At 58.4% G+C, this 20,475-nt stretch carries 13 protein-coding genes; 6 read left to right on the top strand and 7 right to left on the bottom strand.

Features of this window, described 5'->3' with window-relative positions:
* Positions 1-65 precede the first annotated feature (65 nt).
* Genes ONV78_RS18210 through ONV78_RS18195 form a run of 4 tightly spaced genes read right to left on the bottom strand, consistent with a single transcriptional unit; the run spans position 66 to position 3,858 of the window.
* Positions 66-644 (bottom strand): XRE family transcriptional regulator, encoded by a 579-nt coding sequence (locus tag ONV78_RS18210; protein WP_127972868.1) that lies wholly within the window; start codon positions 642-644, stop codon positions 66-68.
* Positions 641-1,774 carry an ABC transporter substrate-binding protein gene (locus ONV78_RS18205; protein WP_216739574.1) on the bottom strand — a complete coding sequence of 378 codons (1,134 nt, stop codon included), beginning with the start codon at positions 1,772-1,774 and terminating at the stop codon, positions 641-643. Before ONV78_RS18205 ends, ONV78_RS18210 begins: the two co-directional genes overlap by 4 nt.
* Entirely contained in the window at positions 1,764-3,197 is a 1,434-nt protein-coding gene (locus ONV78_RS18200; protein ID WP_279505275.1) for a sensor histidine kinase, read from the bottom strand. Before ONV78_RS18200 ends, ONV78_RS18205 begins: the two co-directional genes overlap by 11 nt.
* Positions 3,187-3,858: a response regulator transcription factor gene (locus tag ONV78_RS18195; protein ID WP_127972865.1), complete on the bottom strand. Its 672-nt coding sequence runs from the start codon at positions 3,856-3,858 to the stop codon at positions 3,187-3,189. Before ONV78_RS18195 ends, ONV78_RS18200 begins: the two co-directional genes overlap by 11 nt.
* A 337-nt stretch (positions 3,859-4,195) precedes the next feature.
* On the opposite strand from ONV78_RS18195, the gene ONV78_RS18190 reads away from it, so the two are divergent.
* Genes ONV78_RS18190 through ONV78_RS18180 form a run of 3 tightly spaced genes read left to right on the top strand, consistent with a single transcriptional unit; the run spans position 4,196 to position 7,160 of the window.
* Positions 4,196-5,182, top strand: coding sequence for a tripartite tricarboxylate transporter substrate-binding protein (locus ONV78_RS18190; protein WP_216739576.1), 987 nt, complete (start codon positions 4,196-4,198; stop codon positions 5,180-5,182).
* A gap of 5 nt (positions 5,183-5,187) precedes the next feature.
* Positions 5,188-5,625: a tripartite tricarboxylate transporter TctB family protein gene (locus tag ONV78_RS18185; RefSeq protein WP_127972863.1), complete on the top strand. Its 438-nt coding sequence runs from the start codon at positions 5,188-5,190 to the stop codon at positions 5,623-5,625.
* Complete coding sequence (locus tag ONV78_RS18180; protein WP_279505268.1) at positions 5,625-7,160, top strand: tripartite tricarboxylate transporter permease; 1,536 nt, start codon at positions 5,625-5,627, stop codon at positions 7,158-7,160. Before ONV78_RS18185 ends, ONV78_RS18180 begins: the two co-directional genes overlap by 1 nt.
* Positions 7,161-7,454: 294 nt before the next feature.
* Here the strand turns inward: ONV78_RS18180 and ONV78_RS18175 are convergent, their stop codons facing one another.
* Positions 7,455-13,349, bottom strand: a complete 5,895-nt coding sequence (locus ONV78_RS18175) for an alpha/beta fold hydrolase (protein WP_279505266.1) — start codon at positions 13,347-13,349, stop codon at positions 7,455-7,457.
* Between the two features lie 473 nt (positions 13,350-13,822).
* Between ONV78_RS18175 and ONV78_RS18170 the strand changes: the two genes are divergently transcribed.
* The gene (locus tag ONV78_RS18170) at positions 13,823-15,622 is read left to right on the top strand and encodes a hybrid sensor histidine kinase/response regulator (protein WP_279505265.1); all 1,800 of its coding nucleotides are present in this window, start codon (positions 13,823-13,825) and stop codon (positions 15,620-15,622) included.
* Between the two features lie 27 nt (positions 15,623-15,649).
* Here ONV78_RS18170 and ONV78_RS18165 read toward each other — a convergent pair whose 3' ends face one another.
* Positions 15,650-16,321 (bottom strand): response regulator transcription factor, encoded by a 672-nt coding sequence (locus ONV78_RS18165; RefSeq protein ID WP_216739759.1) that lies wholly within the window; start codon positions 16,319-16,321, stop codon positions 15,650-15,652.
* Between the two features lie 315 nt (positions 16,322-16,636).
* A complete protein-coding gene (serA, locus tag ONV78_RS18160) occupies positions 16,637-17,866 on the bottom strand; it encodes a phosphoglycerate dehydrogenase (RefSeq protein WP_127972858.1) in 1,230 nt (409 codons plus the stop codon).
* Positions 17,867-18,234: 368 nt separating this feature from the next.
* On the opposite strand from serA, the gene ONV78_RS18155 reads away from it, so the two are divergent.
* Together ONV78_RS18155 and ONV78_RS18150 are read left to right on the top strand one after the other, a co-directional pair.
* Positions 18,235-19,638, top strand: coding sequence for an FAD-binding oxidoreductase (locus tag ONV78_RS18155; RefSeq protein ID WP_279505261.1), 1,404 nt, complete (start codon positions 18,235-18,237; stop codon positions 19,636-19,638).
* A 22-nt stretch (positions 19,639-19,660) separates the two neighbouring features.
* Positions 19,661-20,314, top strand: a complete 654-nt coding sequence (locus tag ONV78_RS18150; RefSeq protein ID WP_279505257.1) for a fumarylacetoacetate hydrolase family protein — start codon at positions 19,661-19,663, stop codon at positions 20,312-20,314.
* Positions 20,315-20,475 lie beyond the last annotated feature (161 nt).

Raw genomic sequence — 20,475 nt, 5'->3', positions numbered from 1 at the left:
CCTGCCACGTTGCGTCGCCTAACCTGATTGTTAAGCGGAAAGGTGCGCCAAAACGTCGACTGACTCTAGCGATGACTGTGATTCATCACGACTAAAAGAGCGATGGTGTCGCTGTCGCCGTGATTCTGAATGGTGTGGGCGACGTCGGCGTGATAACGGGCGGTGTCGCCCTGCGCCAGACGCTGGGATTGCTGGCCGCTGACGACTTCAAGCTGACCGCTTAGCACGGTGAGGTGCTCCATGCAGCCCTGTGTATGGGCCTGGCTTTCCAGTTTGCCCTGGGGACGCATACGCAGCTCGTACCATTCAATGGAGCCCACCAGATGGGGTGGGCTGAGAATGCTGAGGTGATAGCCGCCCTGAGGGTTGTCGATCTTCGGCGTTTGCGCGGCGATGATATGTTCGATAGGAGAGTGCGAAACGCCCTCGCTTTCGTCCACCAGCTCCGACCACTCAATGCCCAGGGCGCGGGTGAGGTTCCACAGGGTGGCGAAAGTCGGGTTGGCCTGGCCGCGTTCGATCTGCGACAGCATGGAGCGGGATACGTTGGATTGTTGCGCCAGTTGCTCCAGCGTCAGCTTTTCTGACTTGCGGAGTTGTTGGATGCGTTTGCCCAGTCTGGCGACTAAATCGGTGTCTTTCATTGTTTCGTTTCACGTTCCAGAGAGCGGCGCCATTCGCTTAAAAAGCGTTGCCGTTTTAATTTATCCAGCGGAACCAGCAGTTGCGGTCCCACCGTAATGGGTTTCAGCGGTCCCGGCGCATGCTTGTTCAGCCAGTCTGCGGTGACTTCGCCGTGCACGCCGGGGTCGATAGGATACAGTTTCGACTCGCTGGCCAGAGTCTGCTGACCTGCTGGAGACAGCAGAAAATCCAGGAAATCCCGGGCGTTCTGCGTGTTGACGGCGTGCTTATGAATCAGAGCGATGCGCGTCATGATCAAGGTGTAGTCCGCCGGCAGGATCATTTTCAGGTTAGGCGCCGACGCCAGTCGGGCCTTGGTGTACGATCCCAGCAGATTATAGCCGATCGCGTACTGCCCGGAAGCCAGACCGTCGAGAATGTCGCCGGTGCAGCAGGCCAGTTGTACGGAGTGGGTGCCGAAGGCCTCCAATAGTCGGCCATAGGTGGTCGCCTGCTGGCTGTCCTGGGCGGCGAACAGATAACCGACGCCGCTGCGGGCGATATCATAGGTGGCGATTTTTCCCGCCAGACTTTCGCCCTGGCTACGGATCAGCTCCAGCAATTGCTGGCGGTCCTGCGGTGGCGGACCCGGCAACAATTTGGTGTTTACCACGGTCACCACTGGTTCAAAGGTAAAGCCGAAAGCCTCGTTGCGCCACTTCGCCCAGTCGGGAATGCGGCGGGTGTAGGGGGACTCGTAGCGCTGCGCATAGCCGTCATTGACCAGTTTCACTTGCAGGTCCATCGCCGAGCTGATCAGCAGGTCGCCGACGATGGCGTCCGGCGGTTCTGTCGTGTGAGTGGAGCCTTCCACGGTGTGCTGGAACAGGTCGGCGGTTTCAAACTCAATCAGCCGGATTTCCACATTGGGATAACGCTGCTGAAACGCCTTGATGATGGGGTTCATCACCACGTAATCCAGCACTGCGTGAATATTGAGCACGCTGACCGGCTTCTGCTGCGCCGGATAAAGCACGACCGGCAGCGGACCGGACACTGCCCGTGCGGTAGTGACGCTGAAGAGGGCGAGCACGAGAAGCGCTCTGCATAGCAAATCTGTACGGAAAAAAACGAAGCGACTATTTGCCATGGGCGCTCTCCTTGCGGAAACCGACACGCACCGTCAGGCCTTGAGGCTGATTATCCATCAGTCCCACCTCTGCGTTATGACGCTCCGCAATTTCCCGCACGATGGCCAGACCCAGTCCGCTGCCGACGCCGACGGCGGCTGGCGCACGATAGAAGCGGGTGAAGACTTTGTCCCGATATTCCACAGGGATGCCTGGGCCGTTGTCTTTTACTTCCACGAACAGTCGGTTGACGCTTTGGTGGACGCGAACTTCCACCACGCCATCCACCGGGCTGTAGCGGACCGCGTTCTCGATCAGATTGCGGAACAACTGCTTCAATGCAAAGGCGTCGCCAAGCAGGTTCGTGTCCTCGGCGTCCGCCTCAAAAGCCAGTTCCACTTTCTCGTTGATGGCGTGCGACGCCAGCTCCAAACAGGCCTCTTTCACCACTTTGTTGAGTTCGATGCGCCGCAGCGCCTCGCTTTGCAGGCGATGGGTGATAGTGGCCTGATTGAGCAGTTGCGACACGGTGGTGTTAAGTTGATCCACCGACTGCATGATGCGGTTGTATACCGGCTTGGGATCGTCGATATCGGGATGGTCGCGCAGGTTCTGCAAAGCTGCGCGCAGCCCCGCCAGAGGCGTGCGAATCTGATGAGCCGCCTCGCCAGTGTAGCGCTGCATGCGGTCAAGGGTATCCTGCAGGCGCCGCATGAAGTGATTGATGGTTTGCTGTAAGCGCCAGGTTTCCTTGATCGGCGTAACGTGCAGGGGCGTCAGATCGGTAGGGGAGCGCGCGGCCAGCTCTCTTTCGATCTGATCCAGGGGCGAGAAGGCGCGTTTGATGCCGTAGCCTAATAGTCCCAAAGCGATGACGGACGCGATGGCGATCAGTTGTAAACCTTTGCCGGTGATGTCTTCGGCCAGATCGGCGCGGGCGTTGATGGTCTGTCCCAGTTGCACGGTGATGTAACCGGTGATGTCCGCCTCCGTCAACAAACGCCGCAACACGATGAAGCGCACCGGTTCGTCCAGATAGCGGCTGGTGAAAAATCGTTGCTGGATCAGGCGTGCGCCGTCTTTGCTGAAGCCCTGGTCCGCCGCCGGGCGGGGCAGGTCGGCGTAGCCGGTGAGGTACGCGTCGCGGGGGCCGCTGATGCGATAGAACACGCGGTCGTCGCGGGCCAGGGCGAGGGTTTCGAAGGCGGCCACTGGCAGATCCACATCCACCACGCCGTCGCGAACGTGAATGGCGTCCGCAATCTGAAATGCGGCGCTGGCCAGCAGCCGGTCATAAGAGAGTTCCGCCGCGCGCTTGCCGTATCCGTCGATAGCGATGATAGCCAGAGTGCCGAGCACCAGAATCAGCGCCACGGCGCCCAGGATCAACCTGTTGCGCAGTGAGACCGGCTGATCCGGACGCAACGGCGAATCAGTCATCATCGCATTCCGCCAGATACCCCAATCCCCGCAAGGTGCGTATCTGAACGGAGGACTCCGCGAGCTTTTTGCGCAGGCGCGCAATGTACAGTTCGATGGCGTTGGGTCCCGGCGATTCATCGAAGGCGAACAGGCGATCGGCCAGCTCCTCCTTGCTCATAACCCGGCCCAGATGGCCGAGAAACACTTCCAGAAGGCGGAACTCGCGGTTCTTCAGGTCCAGCTTTTCTTCATTGACGTATACCGCTTTAGCGGAGCGGTCAAAAGACAGATTGCCGTGTCGGCTGAGGTTGCTGGAAAAGCCCTGGTTGCGTCGCATGAGCACCCGGCAGCGGGCTTCCAGTTCGCCAAAATCGAAGGGCTTGGTGAGGTAGTCGTCGGCGCCGGCGTCGAGCAGCTTGATGCGATCATCCACCTGTTCGCGGGCGGTCAGGATCAACACCGGCGTGGTGTCTTTGCGTTTGCGCAGCTCCGACAGAATCTGCTCGCCGCCCAGTTCTGGCAGGTTGAGGTCCAGAATGATCAGATCGAATTGCTGGTGCTGCAACAAACCGTTGGCCTGGCGTCCGTTGTTCACCCAGTCTACGCCATGGCCCATTTTCTGTAGCCGCGCCTGGATGGATTCACCCAGCAATTCAGAATCTTCTACAACAAGGATATGCATGCGCCGACTTCACTTTTTCGAATCAGGACGTGACAGGTTTATGACAGGTTCAGCAGTTAGGATGCAGTCATTACCTGTTCCATATCAAGCATAGGTCGCTGAAGAGGTAATCGAAACAAAGTTTCCAAAACCACAACAAGCGACTAAATATAAAGCGCAACAAAAATAATAGGAGCGTGACATGAACACAACGAATCTTTTTCGACAATCCCACCCCCCAGCACCTGGAATGCCGCCGGCTTAATAAGCAGGACGGCTGACGCCGGTAGCCCCACAAGGGCAAAACCAATATATTTGCGATCGAATTAATTCCTGTAACCTGTGTGAGGTAACAATAATGACAATCAGAACTCCGATTAAAATGCTTGTGGCCGCAGCGTTGACCGTCAGCGCTACCCTGACCATGGCCTACGAACCTAAAGGCAAAGTTGAATGTATCGCTCCTGCAGATCCTGGCGGCGGCTGGGACTTCACCTGTCGTAGCGTCGGCAACGTGATGGAGGAACTGAAGTTAGTTCCCGGCAGCGTACAGACCATTAACATGGCGGGCGCAGGCGGCGGTGTCGCATTCGCGCATACCGTCAGCAAGCGCAAGAACGATCAGAATCTGGTGGTCGCCGCTTCCACCGCCACCACAACCCGTCTGGCTCAGGGACAGTATCCCGGCATGAACGCGGAAATGGTTAACTGGATTGGCGCAATCGGCGCGGATTATGGCGTTATCGCGGTATCCAAGAACTCTCCCTACAAAAGCCTGAGCGATCTGATGGCGGCGCTGAAACAAGATCCGCGCTCCGTTAAATTCGCAGGCGGTAGCGCCAACGGCGGCTGGGATCACCTGAAAGTGCTGATCAGCGCGAAGGCGGCCGGCGTCACTAATCTGCCGAAAATCTCTTACCTGTCCTACAACAACGGCGGCGAAGCCATGACTCAGGTCGTGGGCGGTCACGTTGACGCGTTCACCGGCGACATCACTGAGGTGCAGGGCTTCTTCGAATCCGGCGACCTGCGCGTATTGGCGGTGCTGTCTGAAGATCGTCTGCCAGGCAAATTCGCAACTATCCCTACCGCTCGCGAGCAGGGCATTGAGTCCGTCGCTCCTAACTGGCGCGGCTTCTACATCCCTGGCGGCGCGCCGGCGGATGTAAAAGAGTACTGGACTGCAGCCATCGACAAAATCTACGCCAGTGAGCAGTGGAAAACCTTGATGGAGAAAAATGGACTGATGCCGTTCCACAAAAGCGGCGCTGAATTCAACAATTTCGTGAAAGCGCAAATCTCGGACATCCAAGCGCTTTCTAAAGAAATTGGCTTGATCCGTTAATCGCCATGAATGACCGTATTTTCGGTTTAGTGATGCTCGTCCTGGCCATAGCCTATGGCTGGGGCGCGTATCAACTGCCCGAGCCCTTCGGCGGCAATGAATCGGTCGGACCCGAGACCTTCCCGATTCTCCTGTCGGTGGTGCTTGGTCTGAGCAGTCTTTATCTGATGCTGCGTCCTGACCCGGACAATCACTGGCCCTGGAACCGCACCGGCGCTGAAATGGTGGTGGCGGTGGTGGTGCTGACGCTGTATGGCGTGTTGCTGGAGCCGCTGGGCTTCATCATCACCACGACCTTGGCGGTGGGCACCCTGAGCTGGCGCATGGGCGCCCGCAAGTTCCCGGCCTATATGTCCGGCCTGATTGGCGGCGTAGTGGTGTTCGTGTTGTTCAACTACGTGCTTGAATTGCCGTTGCCGCTGGGCGTACTGGAGGTAAGCTGATGGAAACCTTGAACTTTCTGATGCAGGGCTTTGCTGTCGCCCTGACGCCGGAAAACTTGATGTTCGCGCTCCTCGGCTGCTTCCTGGGCACCCTGATCGGCGCGCTGCCGGGATTGGGCCCCGCCAATGGCGTGGCGATCCTGATCCCGCTGGCGTTCACCCTCGGGCTGAAACCGGAAACGGCCTTGATCATGCTGACCTCGGTGTACGCCGGGGCCATGTACGGCGGACGCATTTCGTCGATTCTGTTGAATATTCCCGGCGACGAGCCGGCGATGATGACCTGCCTGGACGGCTATCCCATGGCGCAAAGCGGCAGAGCCGCGGAAGCGCTGGCGATTTCCGCAGTAGCCTCCTTTATCGGCAGCGTGATCGCGACGATCGGCTTGATTCTGCTGGCTCCCTGGCTGGCGAAATTCGCCCTGACCTTTGGGCCGGCGGAATACTTCGCGCTGTTCGTGCTGGCGTTCGCCACCCTGGGCGGCATCACCGGCAAGAACCCGGTGAAGACGATTCTGGCGGCGGCCATTGGCTTGATGATGGCGACGGTGGGCATCGACATGAACACCGGCGTGCAGCGCTTCACCTTCAATACCCTGGAGCTGTATGAAGGCGTTGACTTCATCATTCTGATCGTGGGTCTGTTCGCTATCTCGGAACTGCTGTTTTTCATCGAAGCGCATGCCGGAGAAGGCCGCAAGATGATTGCGATGAACAAGCTGAAAATGAAGTGGAAAGACTTCACCAGCGTCTTCCCAACATCGCTTCGCGGCAGCGTCATCGGCTTTCTGGCGGGGGTTCTGCCCGGCGCCGGCGCCTCTTTGGGCAGCTTCGTCAGCTATACCCTGGAAAAACGCATCTTGGGCAAGAAGGCCAAGTTCGGCGAAGGCGATCCTCGCGGGGTGGCTGCGCCGGAAGCGGGCAACAACGCCGCCGCCAATGGCGCGCTGGTGCCCATGCTGACCCTGGGCGTACCCGGCAGCGGCACCACAGCGGTTCTGCTGGCGATGCTGATTTCCATGAACATCACCCCAGGCCCGCTGATGTTCCAGCAGCATGGCGACATTGTCTGGGGCGTTATCGCCGCGCTGTTGATCGGTAACCTGATGCTGCTGTTGCTCAACATTCCGCTGGTCGGCGTGTTTGTGAAACTGCTGTCGGTGCCGCCCAAATATCTGTTGCCGATTGTCACCATGGTCGCTTTTGTTGGCGTCTATTCAATCAGCCACAGTGTGTTTGATCTGTACTTTATGATTTTCTTCGGCGTGCTTGGCTATGTTCTGCGCAAGGTCGAGATCCCACTGGTTCCTGTCATTCTTGGAACTTTGCTGGGGCCGGAGATGGAGAAAAACCTGCGTCACGCCATGACGTTGTCGGACGGCGACTGGAGCATCCTTTGGAGCAGCGGTCTGTCCATCACGCTTTGGATTGTCGCTGGAGTGGGTCTAATCGCTCCCTACGTTATCGGGCCGATTCTGCGCAAGCGCATGAAAGGCGTCGATCACGAAGTGGACGAGGCGGTGACCGCCGATTGACCCTTGCGTCCAGGGACGGGCGCGCAACTGAGATTTGATTGTAAGTCTTGGTCCCATTTTCGGGTCGAGAGACCCTTTTTCCTCGGTGTGGAAACTATGCCCGCTCTCCTCCTGTTAAAGTCATAGTTTCCATTGCCTTGGCTGCGCGGCCCCCGATTTTTGCCGTCGCAGCCTTTCTTTACTCTTTTCTTTCTCTTTCTCTTTTCCTATTTCCCTTTGCCCTTATTTTTTCACCTCTCTATCCCTTCACGTCTGCATTTATTTACATTCCTTGTCGCTGATTGAGTGTCCTGATTACGCAGGTTCTGGGCGCACGGGCTTACCCGGTTCCGCCTCGACATTGGCCGTCAGCCGGATGCGCCAGGTTTTGTCGTCGTCCGCCAGTTCGCCATCTTTCAGCGCCGTTGGTTGCGCCACTGGCGCCACGAAACCTCCTGGGTCGCATACGCGGATTTCCAGCGTCCAGCACTCTCCTGTGGGGACGGCGTCCACGCGCACGAACTGGGATTTATCCGCCCGCAACAAGCGCGCTTCCGCCTGCAGTTGTAACTGCGATCCGTGCATGGGAACGACGCTGGGTTTATCCCACTCGAAGTCCCGGGGATTGGCGTTGGCGAAGGGCAGTGGCGCGTACAGACCGGACGACACGATCTGCCATACCGTCACGGGCTTGCGGTTCGATACCGCCTGATCCGCAGGGTTGGCCAGAGTCATGCGCGCCAGAGCGCATAAATGCTGGTCGCCGCCGACGAAAATGACGTTAGCGATCTGCCGCTCGTAGATCAGCCCCATTACCGCCGCCAGGGTATGAGGATAGCCGCACCAGCTGTCGTGATTGCGCCACAGGTCAGGGTGCTGCGTGAGGCGTTTTTCCACTGGCGCAATCACGCTGCCGGAAAAGATAAATTTAGGTCGTTCCGGCGTCAGCCGTTGTGCCTCGGACAGCCAATTGGACAGGGCGGCGAATTGGGTCGCGTCGATCATTTCCGCTTGCGCGCCGACGGCGCCAGCGCTGCGTAGTCGCCGTTCGGTGCGGGTGTCCATGACGAAGATCGGACAGTCGAATTCCCGAGCCGCGCTAACGCCCTGGGGATACCAGAGCGCGGCGTCCGGTTGGCGTCCGCTGCATTGAAAACTACGGGCGGCGCGCAGGGCGAAGTCAAAGCGTTCGCGTTCCTTCAGGTGAGCGTCCAATTGGGGAGGGCGCCCAGAACAATCGTCGCTGAACTCATGGTCATCCACCGTGAAGTGAACGGGCGCCAGTTGCAGCAGTTTGCGCATATTGGGCGAGTTGAACGCCTCCCGGTAGCGCGTGATGTAGCGCTCTTTCAGGGCGGTGTTATCGAACGCCTCGGCGGTGGCGTCTGCGTATATCTGATCCCCGATAAAAAAGACCGAATCCGCGCCGGGCAGTTGGGCGTCGCCTCTGACCTGACGTCCCATACCGACGAACGCCTGATCGGCGAGATCCCGTTCCAGCATCGCGCCCGGATAGCGGCAGGAGCCAACCAGAAAGCGCATGGCGGGGCTGACGCCGCGATGCAGGCAAAGCTCGCGCAAACGCCGCAGCCACCCAGCGGAGGCGGGGATATGCAATGTCTGCGACAGGGCCAGCTGGGTTTCCGGATCGAACTGGCGCTGGGTCAGACTGAAGCGGATGCGTACCTCTCGTTCCTGTCCCGGATCGACTTTCACCGCCACATCCAGCAACAAGTGATGCGGATCATTGGCGGAGCAGAACTGACATTGAATCAATTCCGCGCCTTCCAACGCCAGACGTCGTGTCGGCGTCGCCAGGGCGTCGGCCAGATCCGCCAGATCGGAAAGCTCCGCCCACAAACGCAGCACAATACGCGGGCGGCCAATCCCGGCGCTATCCAGCCAGGCTCCGCGGATGATCGGCCCGGCGCTGAACAGGTTGGCGCTTACCGCATGCAAGTCATCCGCAGCGCGATAGCTGTCGAACAGTTGATGGTGAAATTCAACGCGGTCCCCGGCGGAGTGGCGCAGACACCCTACATCTTCGCTGAAAAAGGCGCGCAGACTGGGAAAGGCCTCCTTGTAAGCGTGTTGAGCCAGGATCACATCCATGTGGCCGTATTGCGGCACCCGCTTCAATAGCACTGGCGGCGCGGATGGGCTGCCTTTCAGCATTTCACTGAGCCGGATGGCGGAACGAGTGGCGGATTGCGGATTGAACACCTTGCTTTGCTCGCCATGGATGAACAGCGTGGGATAACTCCAGTGTTTGCGCACCGCAGAGGGGGTAAGAAAGGTGTTTTCGCCGTCCCGGGAGGTCACCCGCTGTTGCTGGGCGAAGTAATACAGATGCCGATAGACGGCGCCGGGAGCTTGCCCCAGCATATCCTGAAAAGCTTTGTGGGTGGCGGGAGAAATCTGATCGTGTCGCCACATGCGGCCGTACAGAAAGCTCATTTTGTCGCAGATGCCCTGGGATATTTCCACGCCGCCATCGGGCGCATGGTCGCTGTGTGTATGCAGCTCGGCGCCGTTGCGCGCTCTGCCTTCTTCCGCCTCCTGCAGCTCGCCCAGGCGTGCGAAAGAGAACGCCAGGCGATCGAACATGGAGTCGAAGGCGCTGGGGTCAGGTTGCGGGATAGGGTTGAGCTGAGCGTCATTCACCGAGTCGCGCAGGAAGCTGCCAAGCTTGGCGCGGCTGCGGTTGACCGGGGAAGGGATAATCCAAGGATGGATCGCATTGAAGGCCACCCGTCCGATAAAGGAATCGGCGGGATCGTCCAGCCAGCCTTTGAGTATGGCCATGGTGGTGGCGGTGGCGCCGACGCAATGGGCGAACAGGTTGATCTTACCCGGATTGACCCGGTGAATATGGCGCACCGCGGCGGGTATATCGTAGCGGGCGATTTCTTCAATACTCCAGCCCTGCAGGGGCGCCGGCTTGGGAAGGGCGTTGCTGAGTCGATAATCCAGCAGCCACACATCGAAACCGGCGCGCCACAGATAAACCGCCATGTTCTCGGGGATGGCCTCAGAGCAATAAATCAGACTGCCCTGGGCGAGTCCATGAATGAGCAGCACCGGTTGTCCCGGCCGCTGCGTGTTGGTTTGCGGATAGCGGGTCAGAACAATACCGATCTGCTCCGAGGAAGCGTCATTCAAGGGAACGCTGAGTTCGGCGCGCTGCGGGCTGATCACCCGGTTATCCGATACGCGTAACGCCCGGGGATGCGGATTGGAAGCGATGGGCTTGTCAGGATAATGGGGCGAGCCGAAATCCCAGAACTGGGTTTGCAGCAAGCAGCGCAGAAACAGCATGCCCAGGCCCGCCGCCGCCATGGCGGACTCCGGCAGATTGGGCGATTTGACCACCTGGGCCAGCCCCCTTTCCGACATGTACTCCATGTCCACGTACAGGGAGCCCGACACAGCGTCGCCATGGCGCTGGTGGGACAGCTCGATGGGAAGATTGGTCAAGGCGCGCCAGAGTCTGGGAACGCCGTTCTTCCAGGCCAATAGCTTTTCTCCGCGCAGGTGAATGATCTCCCCAGGCATGTTTTTGAAACGAGGCGTGCGCGAGCCGCTGGTATTAGGGGTGAACTGGAAGTTGTAACTCATGCGACGGTATTGCGCATGATGCTTGGCGACAGTCCAGAAGCCTTTGATTTGTTTGAACAGCCCTGGCGCCGGCTCCTTCAGCGAGGCGTCTGAATCCCAGCGACTCAGGCGCTGCTTGAGCTGACGCAAGGCGAAGCCGGACAAAGATTGGCGGCGGGTGCGATAAGCGTTGAGGGCCTGCGCGCCGCGCCAGGCGGTGGTCAGCGACCCGGGTTCATCGCAGTGCAGCAGGCGCACTACGCCTTCGCCTACAGCGATGGGAATTGCGCCTTGCAATAGTTCTGGCGGCAAACCGTAGGTGTGCATTTTGGCGGTTTGCTCCGCGCTGAGCGGATTCAGGTACAGCTTCGCCGTCGCTTTCAGCTCCTCTCCGGGTTTCTGCAACCAGTCATGCAGATCTTCTATCTGTGTTTCCACCTTGAAGATCAGACCCTGATCACCGGAAAGACGCGCAGCGACGCCACTGGCGGGTTGGGCCTCAGTGGGGAGCGCTTCGGCCCACTGTTTGATCCAGCTTTCTATCCAGTCGGGCAGACGAGCGTTGACTTCCTGGGCCTGCAAACGGCCGAACATCTGCTCGCTGATGCTCAGCGTCACTGTGGGGCTGGGCTTGACCGCTGTGGTGGTCGCCGTCTGTTTAACTGGTGAGATGGCTTGCGCCAGCTCAGGACTGACCTGTTCCTGCGTTGGCGCAAGCCAGTCATGCTGTTCCTGAATCGCTTCTGCGGCCCGAAGAGACAACGCGGATATGGTCAGGAACGGATTGACCCCCAGAGCGGTTGGCAGGATGGAGCCATCCAGCACATATAGCCCCTCGTGCAAAGCGGGTGCGTCCTTATTTCGGGCGCCTGGGTCGGCCTTGAAGACCTGGCCGTAATGATTGACGACCCCGGTGTCGGGACCGTCGCCCATGGCGCAGCCGCCCAGCGGGTGCACTGTGATGACGCGACCGCCGGGAAGCTTGCCGCTCATAACGGTAGAGGCGTCATCCGGCAGGGTTTTCCAGAGAGGATTAGGGACGTACTGGCCGCCGTCGAAGCCCTCTTTTCTGTCCTGGCTGCGCAGCAGGGCGTCAGCCGCGGTCAGGCAGGGGTTCTCCGCCGCCTTGGGCCAATCGACGCGAATGCGGGAGTAGTCTGTGTCAGCCTGTTGTGCGGGGTTATCGCTGGCGCGCAGGGAAAGGCCGCCGGCGGCGCCGTCGTCCCCCATGATCAAGAGGATTTGCGACCGGTCCATGGCGTCGTTGTGGTGCGCGAGAGGATCTTTGAATACGCCGTTTTTACTCGCGTTGAGAAACCAGGCGGGCAAGGTCATGTCGGTGAGACGGTTCAGTTGCGCGCCGGTGGTGGCGATTTCGCCAAAAAGGCGCGCCACCCCATAGGGCGCAGAGCCGTCCTCCAAGGTCAAACGCACTTCGGCGCCGGTTTTAGGGTGACGAGCGATCGGGCGAGATACGGCGGTAATGGTTGGGCCGACGCAGGACTCCTCACCGGCTTGCAGAGATTCGTCAGACTTGCCGATCGCCATGACCGGGTTCGCCTGTCCATAGCTCATGGCGAAACCGTCGCCGTTGGTGGAAAAGCGCTTGCCCAGCCTGTCGGAGAGCTGCAAACGGCCGGAATTCTGCGACCGTAACAGAATTTCCGTGCTTCCCAGCGCCCCCGCCGCCAGAATGACGGTGTCGGCTTCAACCCAGAATACCTCATCGGACAGACTGTTCTTTTCCGTAGCGGAGCGGCGTACCCGCACCCGCCAACGACGCCCGTTTGGCCCGGTCGTATTATCCGTAGCAGAAGAGACAATAGGCTCCAGAGTGAGCACCGTGGCGCCCGTGTAAAATCTGGCCCCACGGGCTTTAGCCAACGGAATGAGGTTCATGGCCAGGGTATTCTTTGCGCCCTGATTGCATCCTGAAACACAGTTGCCGCAGAGATTGCAGCCCGGCTGCTCAACGCCGACGGCGTTGACGCCAGGATGTAGGCTGACGGTCAATGGCGCTGTTTCCACTGACGCGTCAATTGCGTTGGCGAGTCTGGTCAGCGCCTGAAACTTGGGGAGACGGCATAGCCTGTCGCGGGCGGTTTGATCCTGATCGCGGACTCCCAGCAAGTGACGCACTCTTTTAAAGTGCGCTTGCAGCAGTCCAGGGTGCTCCCGAAACTCACGCGGCCAGGCGGCCTGCGCCAATGTATCCGCCTCTGGCTCCAGGGCCACGTTGGCGTTGATCAGCGACCCGCCGCCGAGCCCGCAGCCCACCAGCACATCCACCTCTTTACCAATGCGGAAATCATAGAGCGCGTCGGCATAGCCAATCGGGCGGGTGGAGCCGGATTTGAGTAATTGCATATGGCCGGGAATATCCCCCAAGGCTTCCGGGAAATCCCCAGGACGGTATTCCTTGCCCCGTTCCAACACTGTCACTGTCGCGCCACCGGCATTGTCTCCGGAAGACTTGCCCCCCGCCAGTTGCATGGCGGCGATGGAGCCGCCATAGCCGGAGCCGATAATCAATACATCGGTATCGTGGACCCGCGTTTCTGGGAGCGCATCTTTTATCAGGCTTTCGAACGGTTCGGAAAGATGAAAGTGCATGGCCGGAACTCCTTCCCTAGCAAAGGACTTGTTATGAGGTTGATGTCCGTTCGGCGGCGTTTTGACTGCGATGTCCGGGCGCAAGGGAGCGTCGGACTGCGCCGCTCTGGTTCCAGGGTGATGGGCTACGCCAATGCGTTGCACGCATTGTATTGACCGACAACATGTTGACCGACAAGGGGATGGCGTTCGGCTTGTCTGTCGATCGGGTCGTTATTGTTAGAGGACTGCTTGAATCAGAATAGCAATGAAAATCCGGTTTGGTTATTTTTTGAACAAAATACAGGTTGAATACACAGAAAGGAATAAACGAGGGGCCTAAACCTAGGTTTACTTGCAAGCGTCGAAAATTCTGCTGTTAAACTGAAATTGAATCGCCGCGCGGTAATCAAACTCATCTAAGATTAAAAGAGAGCGTGGCGTGACGCTCATCCACCGATGAGAAGCGTTCTCAACCCAGCCCGGAGAGCAAGGTGAGACAAGAGCATAAAGCTAAGGATTCCAGTCGCTTAGGGACGGCGCCGGAGGAGTTTGAGCGCGCCCATCTGATCGAATCCGTCAAAATCCGATGCCAGCAGACGCTTCCTGCAGTGCAGGGCGTGTTTCTCATCATGGCGATTTTTCTATTCATGTTATGGGATCAGGCGCCCCTGTCGCGCATATTGCTGTGGGTGGGCCCTGTCGCGGCGGCGCAAGTTCTGCGCCTGCAGATCAGTCGTCAGATTATGCGCCAGCTGGACAGCATGACCTTTCAGGAGATGCTGCACAGCGACAGACGCTTGTTGCGCAGCAGCCTTTTCAATCAGGCGCTGGTCGGCACGGGCATTTGGACCGTTGGCGCGGTGGAGACGGACAATGTCGCGTTTTTCATGACCCTGGCCATCAGCCTGTACGGGGTGGGGGCCATGGTGAATCTGGCGTCCGATTACCGCTCCTTTCTGTTATCTATTCCGCTGTTGATGGGGCAGCCGATTCTGTACTGGTCCCTGCAAGGGGTGGACGAACTGCGCATCGCCGCGCCCTTGGCGACCCTGACGCTGTTAATGATCAGTTCGGTGCGCCGCAGCAGCCGCACTTTTGCGGAAAGCGTCGCCATGCGTTTTGAAAAGAGCGCGTTGCTGAACAAAGTCGAGGCGGAGCGCAAAAAAGCCGAAGAGGCGTTGGCGGCGGCGCAGGAAGCGAATAAAGCCAAAACCTATTTCATGGCCGCAGCCAGTCACGATCTGCGCCAGCCCTTATACGCGGTGTCACTGTTGACGGACACGCTGTCGTATCAGCCTTTGGGGGAGACGGCGCAGGAAATCGTCAGCAAACAGCGGCAGGCGATTGAAGTGCTGCGCACGCTGTTCAACAACCTGCTGGACCTGTCGCGCTTCGAAGCCGGCAAGTTTCAACCCAATATGAAGGCGCTGTCGCTGGAGGAAGTCATGCGGCCTCTGGAGGCGGAATTTCAGCCATTGTGTCAGGCCAAAGGTCTGGCCTGGCGCTGCAGTTATACGCGGGTCAGTCTTTACTCCGATCTGGAGCTGCTGAGCCGACTGCTCAATAACCTGATTTCCAACGCCATCCGTTACACCCATAAAGGCGAAGTCAGCGTGGATGCGGCGGTGGATGGACGTCGGGTGACGTTCACTATCAGCGACACGGGACCGGGAATTGAGCGTGACGACCAGGTGCGCATCTTTGAAGACTTTGTGCAGCTCAATAATCCCAGTCGCAATCGAGACAAGGGCATCGGCATGGGGTTGGCCATCGTTCGCCGCATCAATGAAATTCTTGATGCGGGGCTGACCGTGCAGTCTTCGCCGGGCAAGGGCTCGCGCTTTTCCTTTTACGCGCCCCTGGCGGAATATGCCTGTATTGCGCCCAGCCTTCGCGACTTAGAGGCCCCGGACAATGCCTTCATCGATCTCAATGTCTGGCTGGTGGAGGACGATCCGTTGGTGAGGTCGGCGCTCTCTTTTCAATTTGACGCCTGGGGATGCCGCTACGAAATCGTCGCCAATAAGGACGAACTGCTGGCGCTGCGCCATCGCAGCCAGGGCTGGCCGGATGCGCTGATACTCGACGACATGCTGGACAAAGGCGAGGACGGACTGGATATCGCCGACAGTCTGTCCCGACAGATGCCGAAGGAAAAGATGCTGCTGGTGTCCGGCAATGTGCAACCTGAGCGAGTCAGAGAGCTACAGGAAAGTGGGTTCAGCTTTCTCACCAAACCCATCTCTTCACATCAACTGCAAACCTGGATAGAGTCCGTCGCGCCCCATTAGGCGCCCCATCAAGGGCGACTGAGCGCTTTAGATGACGCCCAGCTGCCTCGCCTTCAGAATCGCCTGCGCCCGATTACGCACCCCCAATGCTCTGAAGATGGTGTTCATATGGGTTTTCACCGTGCCTTCCGCCATATCCAGACGCGCGGCGATCACCTTGTTGGGCATGCCTTCCAGCAAATAATGAAACACCTGTTCCTGGCGGGGAGAGAAATAGGGGCGGGACTCGACGGCGGTATTGCCGATGGCCACGGTTCCCGCCGCCGGTTCAAACCCCAGCATGCGGATCGCGTGGGGCGGGATGTAGCAACTGCCGGCGAGTACGACTTTGACCGCGCTCACCACCACTTCCACAGGCGAGTTCTTTGGCACGTAGCCGCGTACGCCGTACTCAAACGCCTTGGCGATGGTGTCGGTGGAGTCATCGCCGGAGAAGATGATGATGGGAACGTCGGGATAGGTTTCCCGCAAGGTCATCATGGCGTGTATGCCCTCTGCGTCGGACAAGTGCAGATCAAGCAACACCAGGCTGAATTCCACATTGTTAGCCAGCTTTTCCTTGGCTTCCGCCAATGTGTTGGCCTTGTCGATCCAGTTACACAGCTTCAACGCCAGCAACGAAGTGGAGAGTGCGTCAATCACTATCGGGTGGTCATCGACCAGAAGGGCGCGAACGTCAGCGCAATGAGTGCTTTCCATGTTTTTCCCCTTGGCAAAATCGCGTATACGCCTTGATTTCCAGTGTAGTAATGCTGGCCCAGCGCAACAATAAAATCGACATTTCTTTGGCCCTAAACTTTGGTTTAGGCGGGGCTGTGGATAGTCGGAGGGGAGTGGGAGGCGTATAACTGAAGCTGAGACAGGAGATACGACGGGTGGGGACTGACAGTCATCTCTCTGAGAAGAAGCTAGGGCGCGATGGTTATCCACCGCGCCCGTTTTTTTGACGCCCTCGTTTCAATTACATGATCTCTTGACCAGTGCGAGCGGCGTCTAGCTCGCTGAACGGGCTGCTTAGAACAGCACGCGGCAGCGAATGGTGCCTTTGACGGACTTGAGTTTTTGCAGCGCCAGATCGCTGTAATCCTTGTTCACGTCCACGACCACATAACCGACTTTATCGTTGGTCTGCAGGTACTGACCGCAGATGTTGATGCCGTTGTCGGAGAACACGCTGTTGATCTCGGACAGCACGCCCGGCACGTTTTCGTGGATGTGCAGCAAGCGATGGTTCTGCGGGTGCGAAGGCAGAGACACTTCCGGGAAGTTGACGGATGTCACGGTGGCGCCGGTGTCGCTGTACTTGGCCAGCTTCTCGCCGACTTCGCGACCGATGTTTTCCTGGGCTTCCATGGTGCTGCCGCCAACATGAGGCGTCAGAATGACGTTGTCGAACTCGCGCAGGGGAGAGACGAACTCCTCGTCATTGGAGCGAGGCTCCACCGGGAATACGTCGATCGCGGCGCCGAGCAGCTTTTTGGCGCGCAACGCGTCCGCCAGGGCGTCGATATCCACGACAGTGCCGCGGGAGGCGTTGATGAAGATGCTCTTGTCCTTCATCGCCTCGAATTCCGCCGCGCCCATCATATCTTTGGTGCTATGAGTTTCCGGCACGTGCAGCGTGACGATGTCGCTGATAGCCAGCAATTCTTTCAGGCTGTCCACCTGTGTGGCGTTGCCCAGGGGCAGTTTGGTGGAAACGTCGTAGAAGTAGACTTTCATCCCCATGGCTTCCGCCATGATGCTCAACTGCGCGCCGATGCTGCCGTAACCGACAATGCCCAGGTTTTTGCCGCGAATTTCATAGCTGTCCTTCGCATGCTTCAACCAGCCGCCGCGATGCGCAGACGCATTTTTCTCAGGAATGCCGCGCAGCAGCAGAATAGCTTCCGCCAGCACCAGTTCGGCGACAGAGCGGGTATTGGAGTAGGGGGCGTTGAAGACGGCGACGCCTTTCGCCAGCGCTGCGTCAAGGTCGACCTGATTGGTTCCGATACAGAAACAGCCGATCGCAATCAGCTTTTTCGCTTCTTCCAGCACGCTTTCAGTGAGCTGGGTGCGGGAGCGTATTCCGATGAAGTGAGCGTCAGCGATGCGTTCTTTCAGTTCCTGTTCGGGCAGGGAGCCCTTGTGATACTCGATATTGGTGTAGCCAGCCGCTTGCAGGGTGTCTATCGCAGACTGGTGCACACCTTCGAGAAGAAGGAACTTGATCTTGCTCTTGTCTAAGGACGTCTGTGTCATATCGGTTCGGACCTTTTGTGTAATCGCACTTATTTCCGCCGCTAAGTTCTTAAACAGAAAGGCTTCCCGGGCCGCCTCCATCGTTATTCTATTTTTCAGGCTGGGAACGGCGCCGACAAACTCCGCCACTGGCGCTTAGCATTTTGGGCTCTGCTGTTGGTGACCAAACCCCGGATTCAGACATAAATCGCATCAGGGATCTACAGCGCAGGGCGCGTATGATACCATAATCGCCGCTTTTTGAACTCGCATATTCATATAAATCGCCGGTTGACCGATGTCTCTCCACGGCATGTGGGAAAAGGCTGCGCGCGCAGTGGCGACGCGGTTTTCCGGACGCTGATTACAAGGTGTTGTTGAGAAATCCTATGAGTAAGGTTGCGGCGGAACAGATCGTTGAGAGGCTTAAGGCCATTGTCGTCTCCGGCAAAGTGTTGACGGATGCGGATTCCTTGCAGGCGTACGGCAAGGACTGGACCAAGAAATACGAGCCCGATCCCGTGGCTGTCGTGTTACCCAAAACCACGGAAGAAGTGCAGGCGATAGTGCTGGCGGCCAATGAAATGGGCTTCGCCCTGGTGCCGTCGGGCGGCCGTACGGGGCTGAGCGCCGGCGCGGTGGCGGCCTCCGGTGAAGTGGTGGTGGCGTTCGACGCCATGAACAAGGTCAGCGACTTCAATCCCGCCGACCGCACTGTCGTCTGTCAGGCCGGAGTCATTACCGAGCAACTGCAGAACTTCGCCGAGGAGCAGGGACTGTTTTATCCGGTGGACTTCGCCTCCGCCGGCTCCAGCCAGATCGGCGGCAACCTGTCCACCAACGCCGGCGGCATCAAGGTGATTCGCTGGGGCATGAGCCGCGATTGGGTGGCCGGCCTGAAAGTGGTCACCGGCAAGGGCGATATTCTCGAACTCAACAAAGGTCTGGCCAAGAACAACACCGGCTATGATCTGCGCCACCTGTTTATTGGCGCCGAGGGCACTTTGGGCTTCATCACCGAAGCCACCATGAAGCTGACCCGTCAGCCTAAAAACCTCACGGTGCTGGTGCTCGGCCTGAGCCATTTCAATCACGTGATGGATGTATTGCAGGCGTTTTCCCGCCGCATCGACCTGACCGCATTCGAATTTTTCTCCGACAAAGCGTTGCGCCATGTGCTGGCCAATGGCGATGTGACGGCGCCTTTCGAGGGCGAAGCGCCGTTTTACGCATTGCTGGAGTTTGAATCGCTGACGGAAGAAACTCTGGAAGAAGCCATGGGCGTTTTCGAGGAGTGCATGGAAAACGGCTGGGTGGTGGATGGCGTCATCAGCCAGAGCGAAACCCAGGCTAAGAATCTGTGGCGTCTGCGTGAAGATATTTCCGACACTATTTCCAAGTTCACGCCTTACAAGAACGATATTTCGGTCGTTCCCAGCAAGGTGCCTGAATTCCTGACAGAGATCGACGGCATCGTCGCCAGTCGTTACCCGGATTTCGAGATCATCTGGTTCGGCCATATCGGCGACGGCAACCTGCACTTGAATATTCTGAAGCCGGAAGGTCTGGCTAAAGAAGAATTCTTCGCCAAGTGTGAAGAAGTGAACACCCAGGTGTTTGAAACGGTGCAGCGTCATCAAGGCAGCGTTTCCGCCGAGCATGGCGTGGGCTTGCTGAAAAAGGACTATCTGCAATACACCCGCGCTCCGGAGGAAATCGCTTACCTGAAGGCGATCAAGGTAGCGTTTGATCCCAACAATGTGATGAACCCCGGCAAAGTGCTGGATATCTAAACGGGAAAACGGAGCGTTTGCTATGGTCAAGGCGCGTTTTATTGGCGGCGGCGATTTTGAGAGTCAGATCGGTAAAGTGGTGTGCGTAGGACGTAATTACGCTGAGCACGCCCGGGAGTTAAACAACCCGGTGCCGACCACGCCCATTCTGTTCATTAAGCCGAGTACTGCGGTGGTGGAGATGCGGGGTCCCCTGGTTATTCCGGAGGGGGATGTGCACTATGAAACGGAAATCGCCCTGCTTATCGGCAAATCGTTGAAAAACGCGACCCCACAGGAGGCGCGCAGCGCCGTCATCGGCGTCGGCCTGGCCCTGGATCTGACCCGGCGCGACCTGCAATCCGCTCTGAAGGAAAAAGGCCTTCCCTGGGAAATCGCCAAGAGCTTTGACGGCGCCTGCCCGTTGTCGGACTTCGTTTCCGTGACGGCGGAGGACGACCTCGCCGACCTGAATTTCAGCATGTATCTGAACGGCGAGCTACGTCAGGACGGCAAAGCGTCGGACATGATCACCGCAATAGCGCCTCTCCTGGCCTATATGTCCTCGCATTTCACACTGATGCCTGGCGATGTGGCGCTTACCGGCACGCCGGCCGGCGTCGGTCGTCTGCAATCCGGCGACCGCGTGGAGCTGTCTTTGTCCCTTGGTCTGGATGTCGCCACTACTGTCGCTTGATAGGAAAGGGCGCGCTGCGCCCGTTCCTTTTCCGTTCTCTTCGCTCTCCCCAAACTGACTCCTCTTTTACGCCAGAACCCCGGCGTAGCTTGACTCCGCTCACAGTGTCGGCGGGCCTGCAACAACATATTACAGTTGCGCCGGTTAAGCCTTCATGCGCC

Source organism: Hahella sp. CR1 (assembly GCF_029813005.1).
GTDB lineage: Bacteria > Pseudomonadota > Gammaproteobacteria > Pseudomonadales > Oleiphilaceae > Hahella.
The sequence above is the reverse complement of the archived record's forward strand: the minus strand, read 5'-3'. Positions and strand labels throughout refer to the sequence as shown.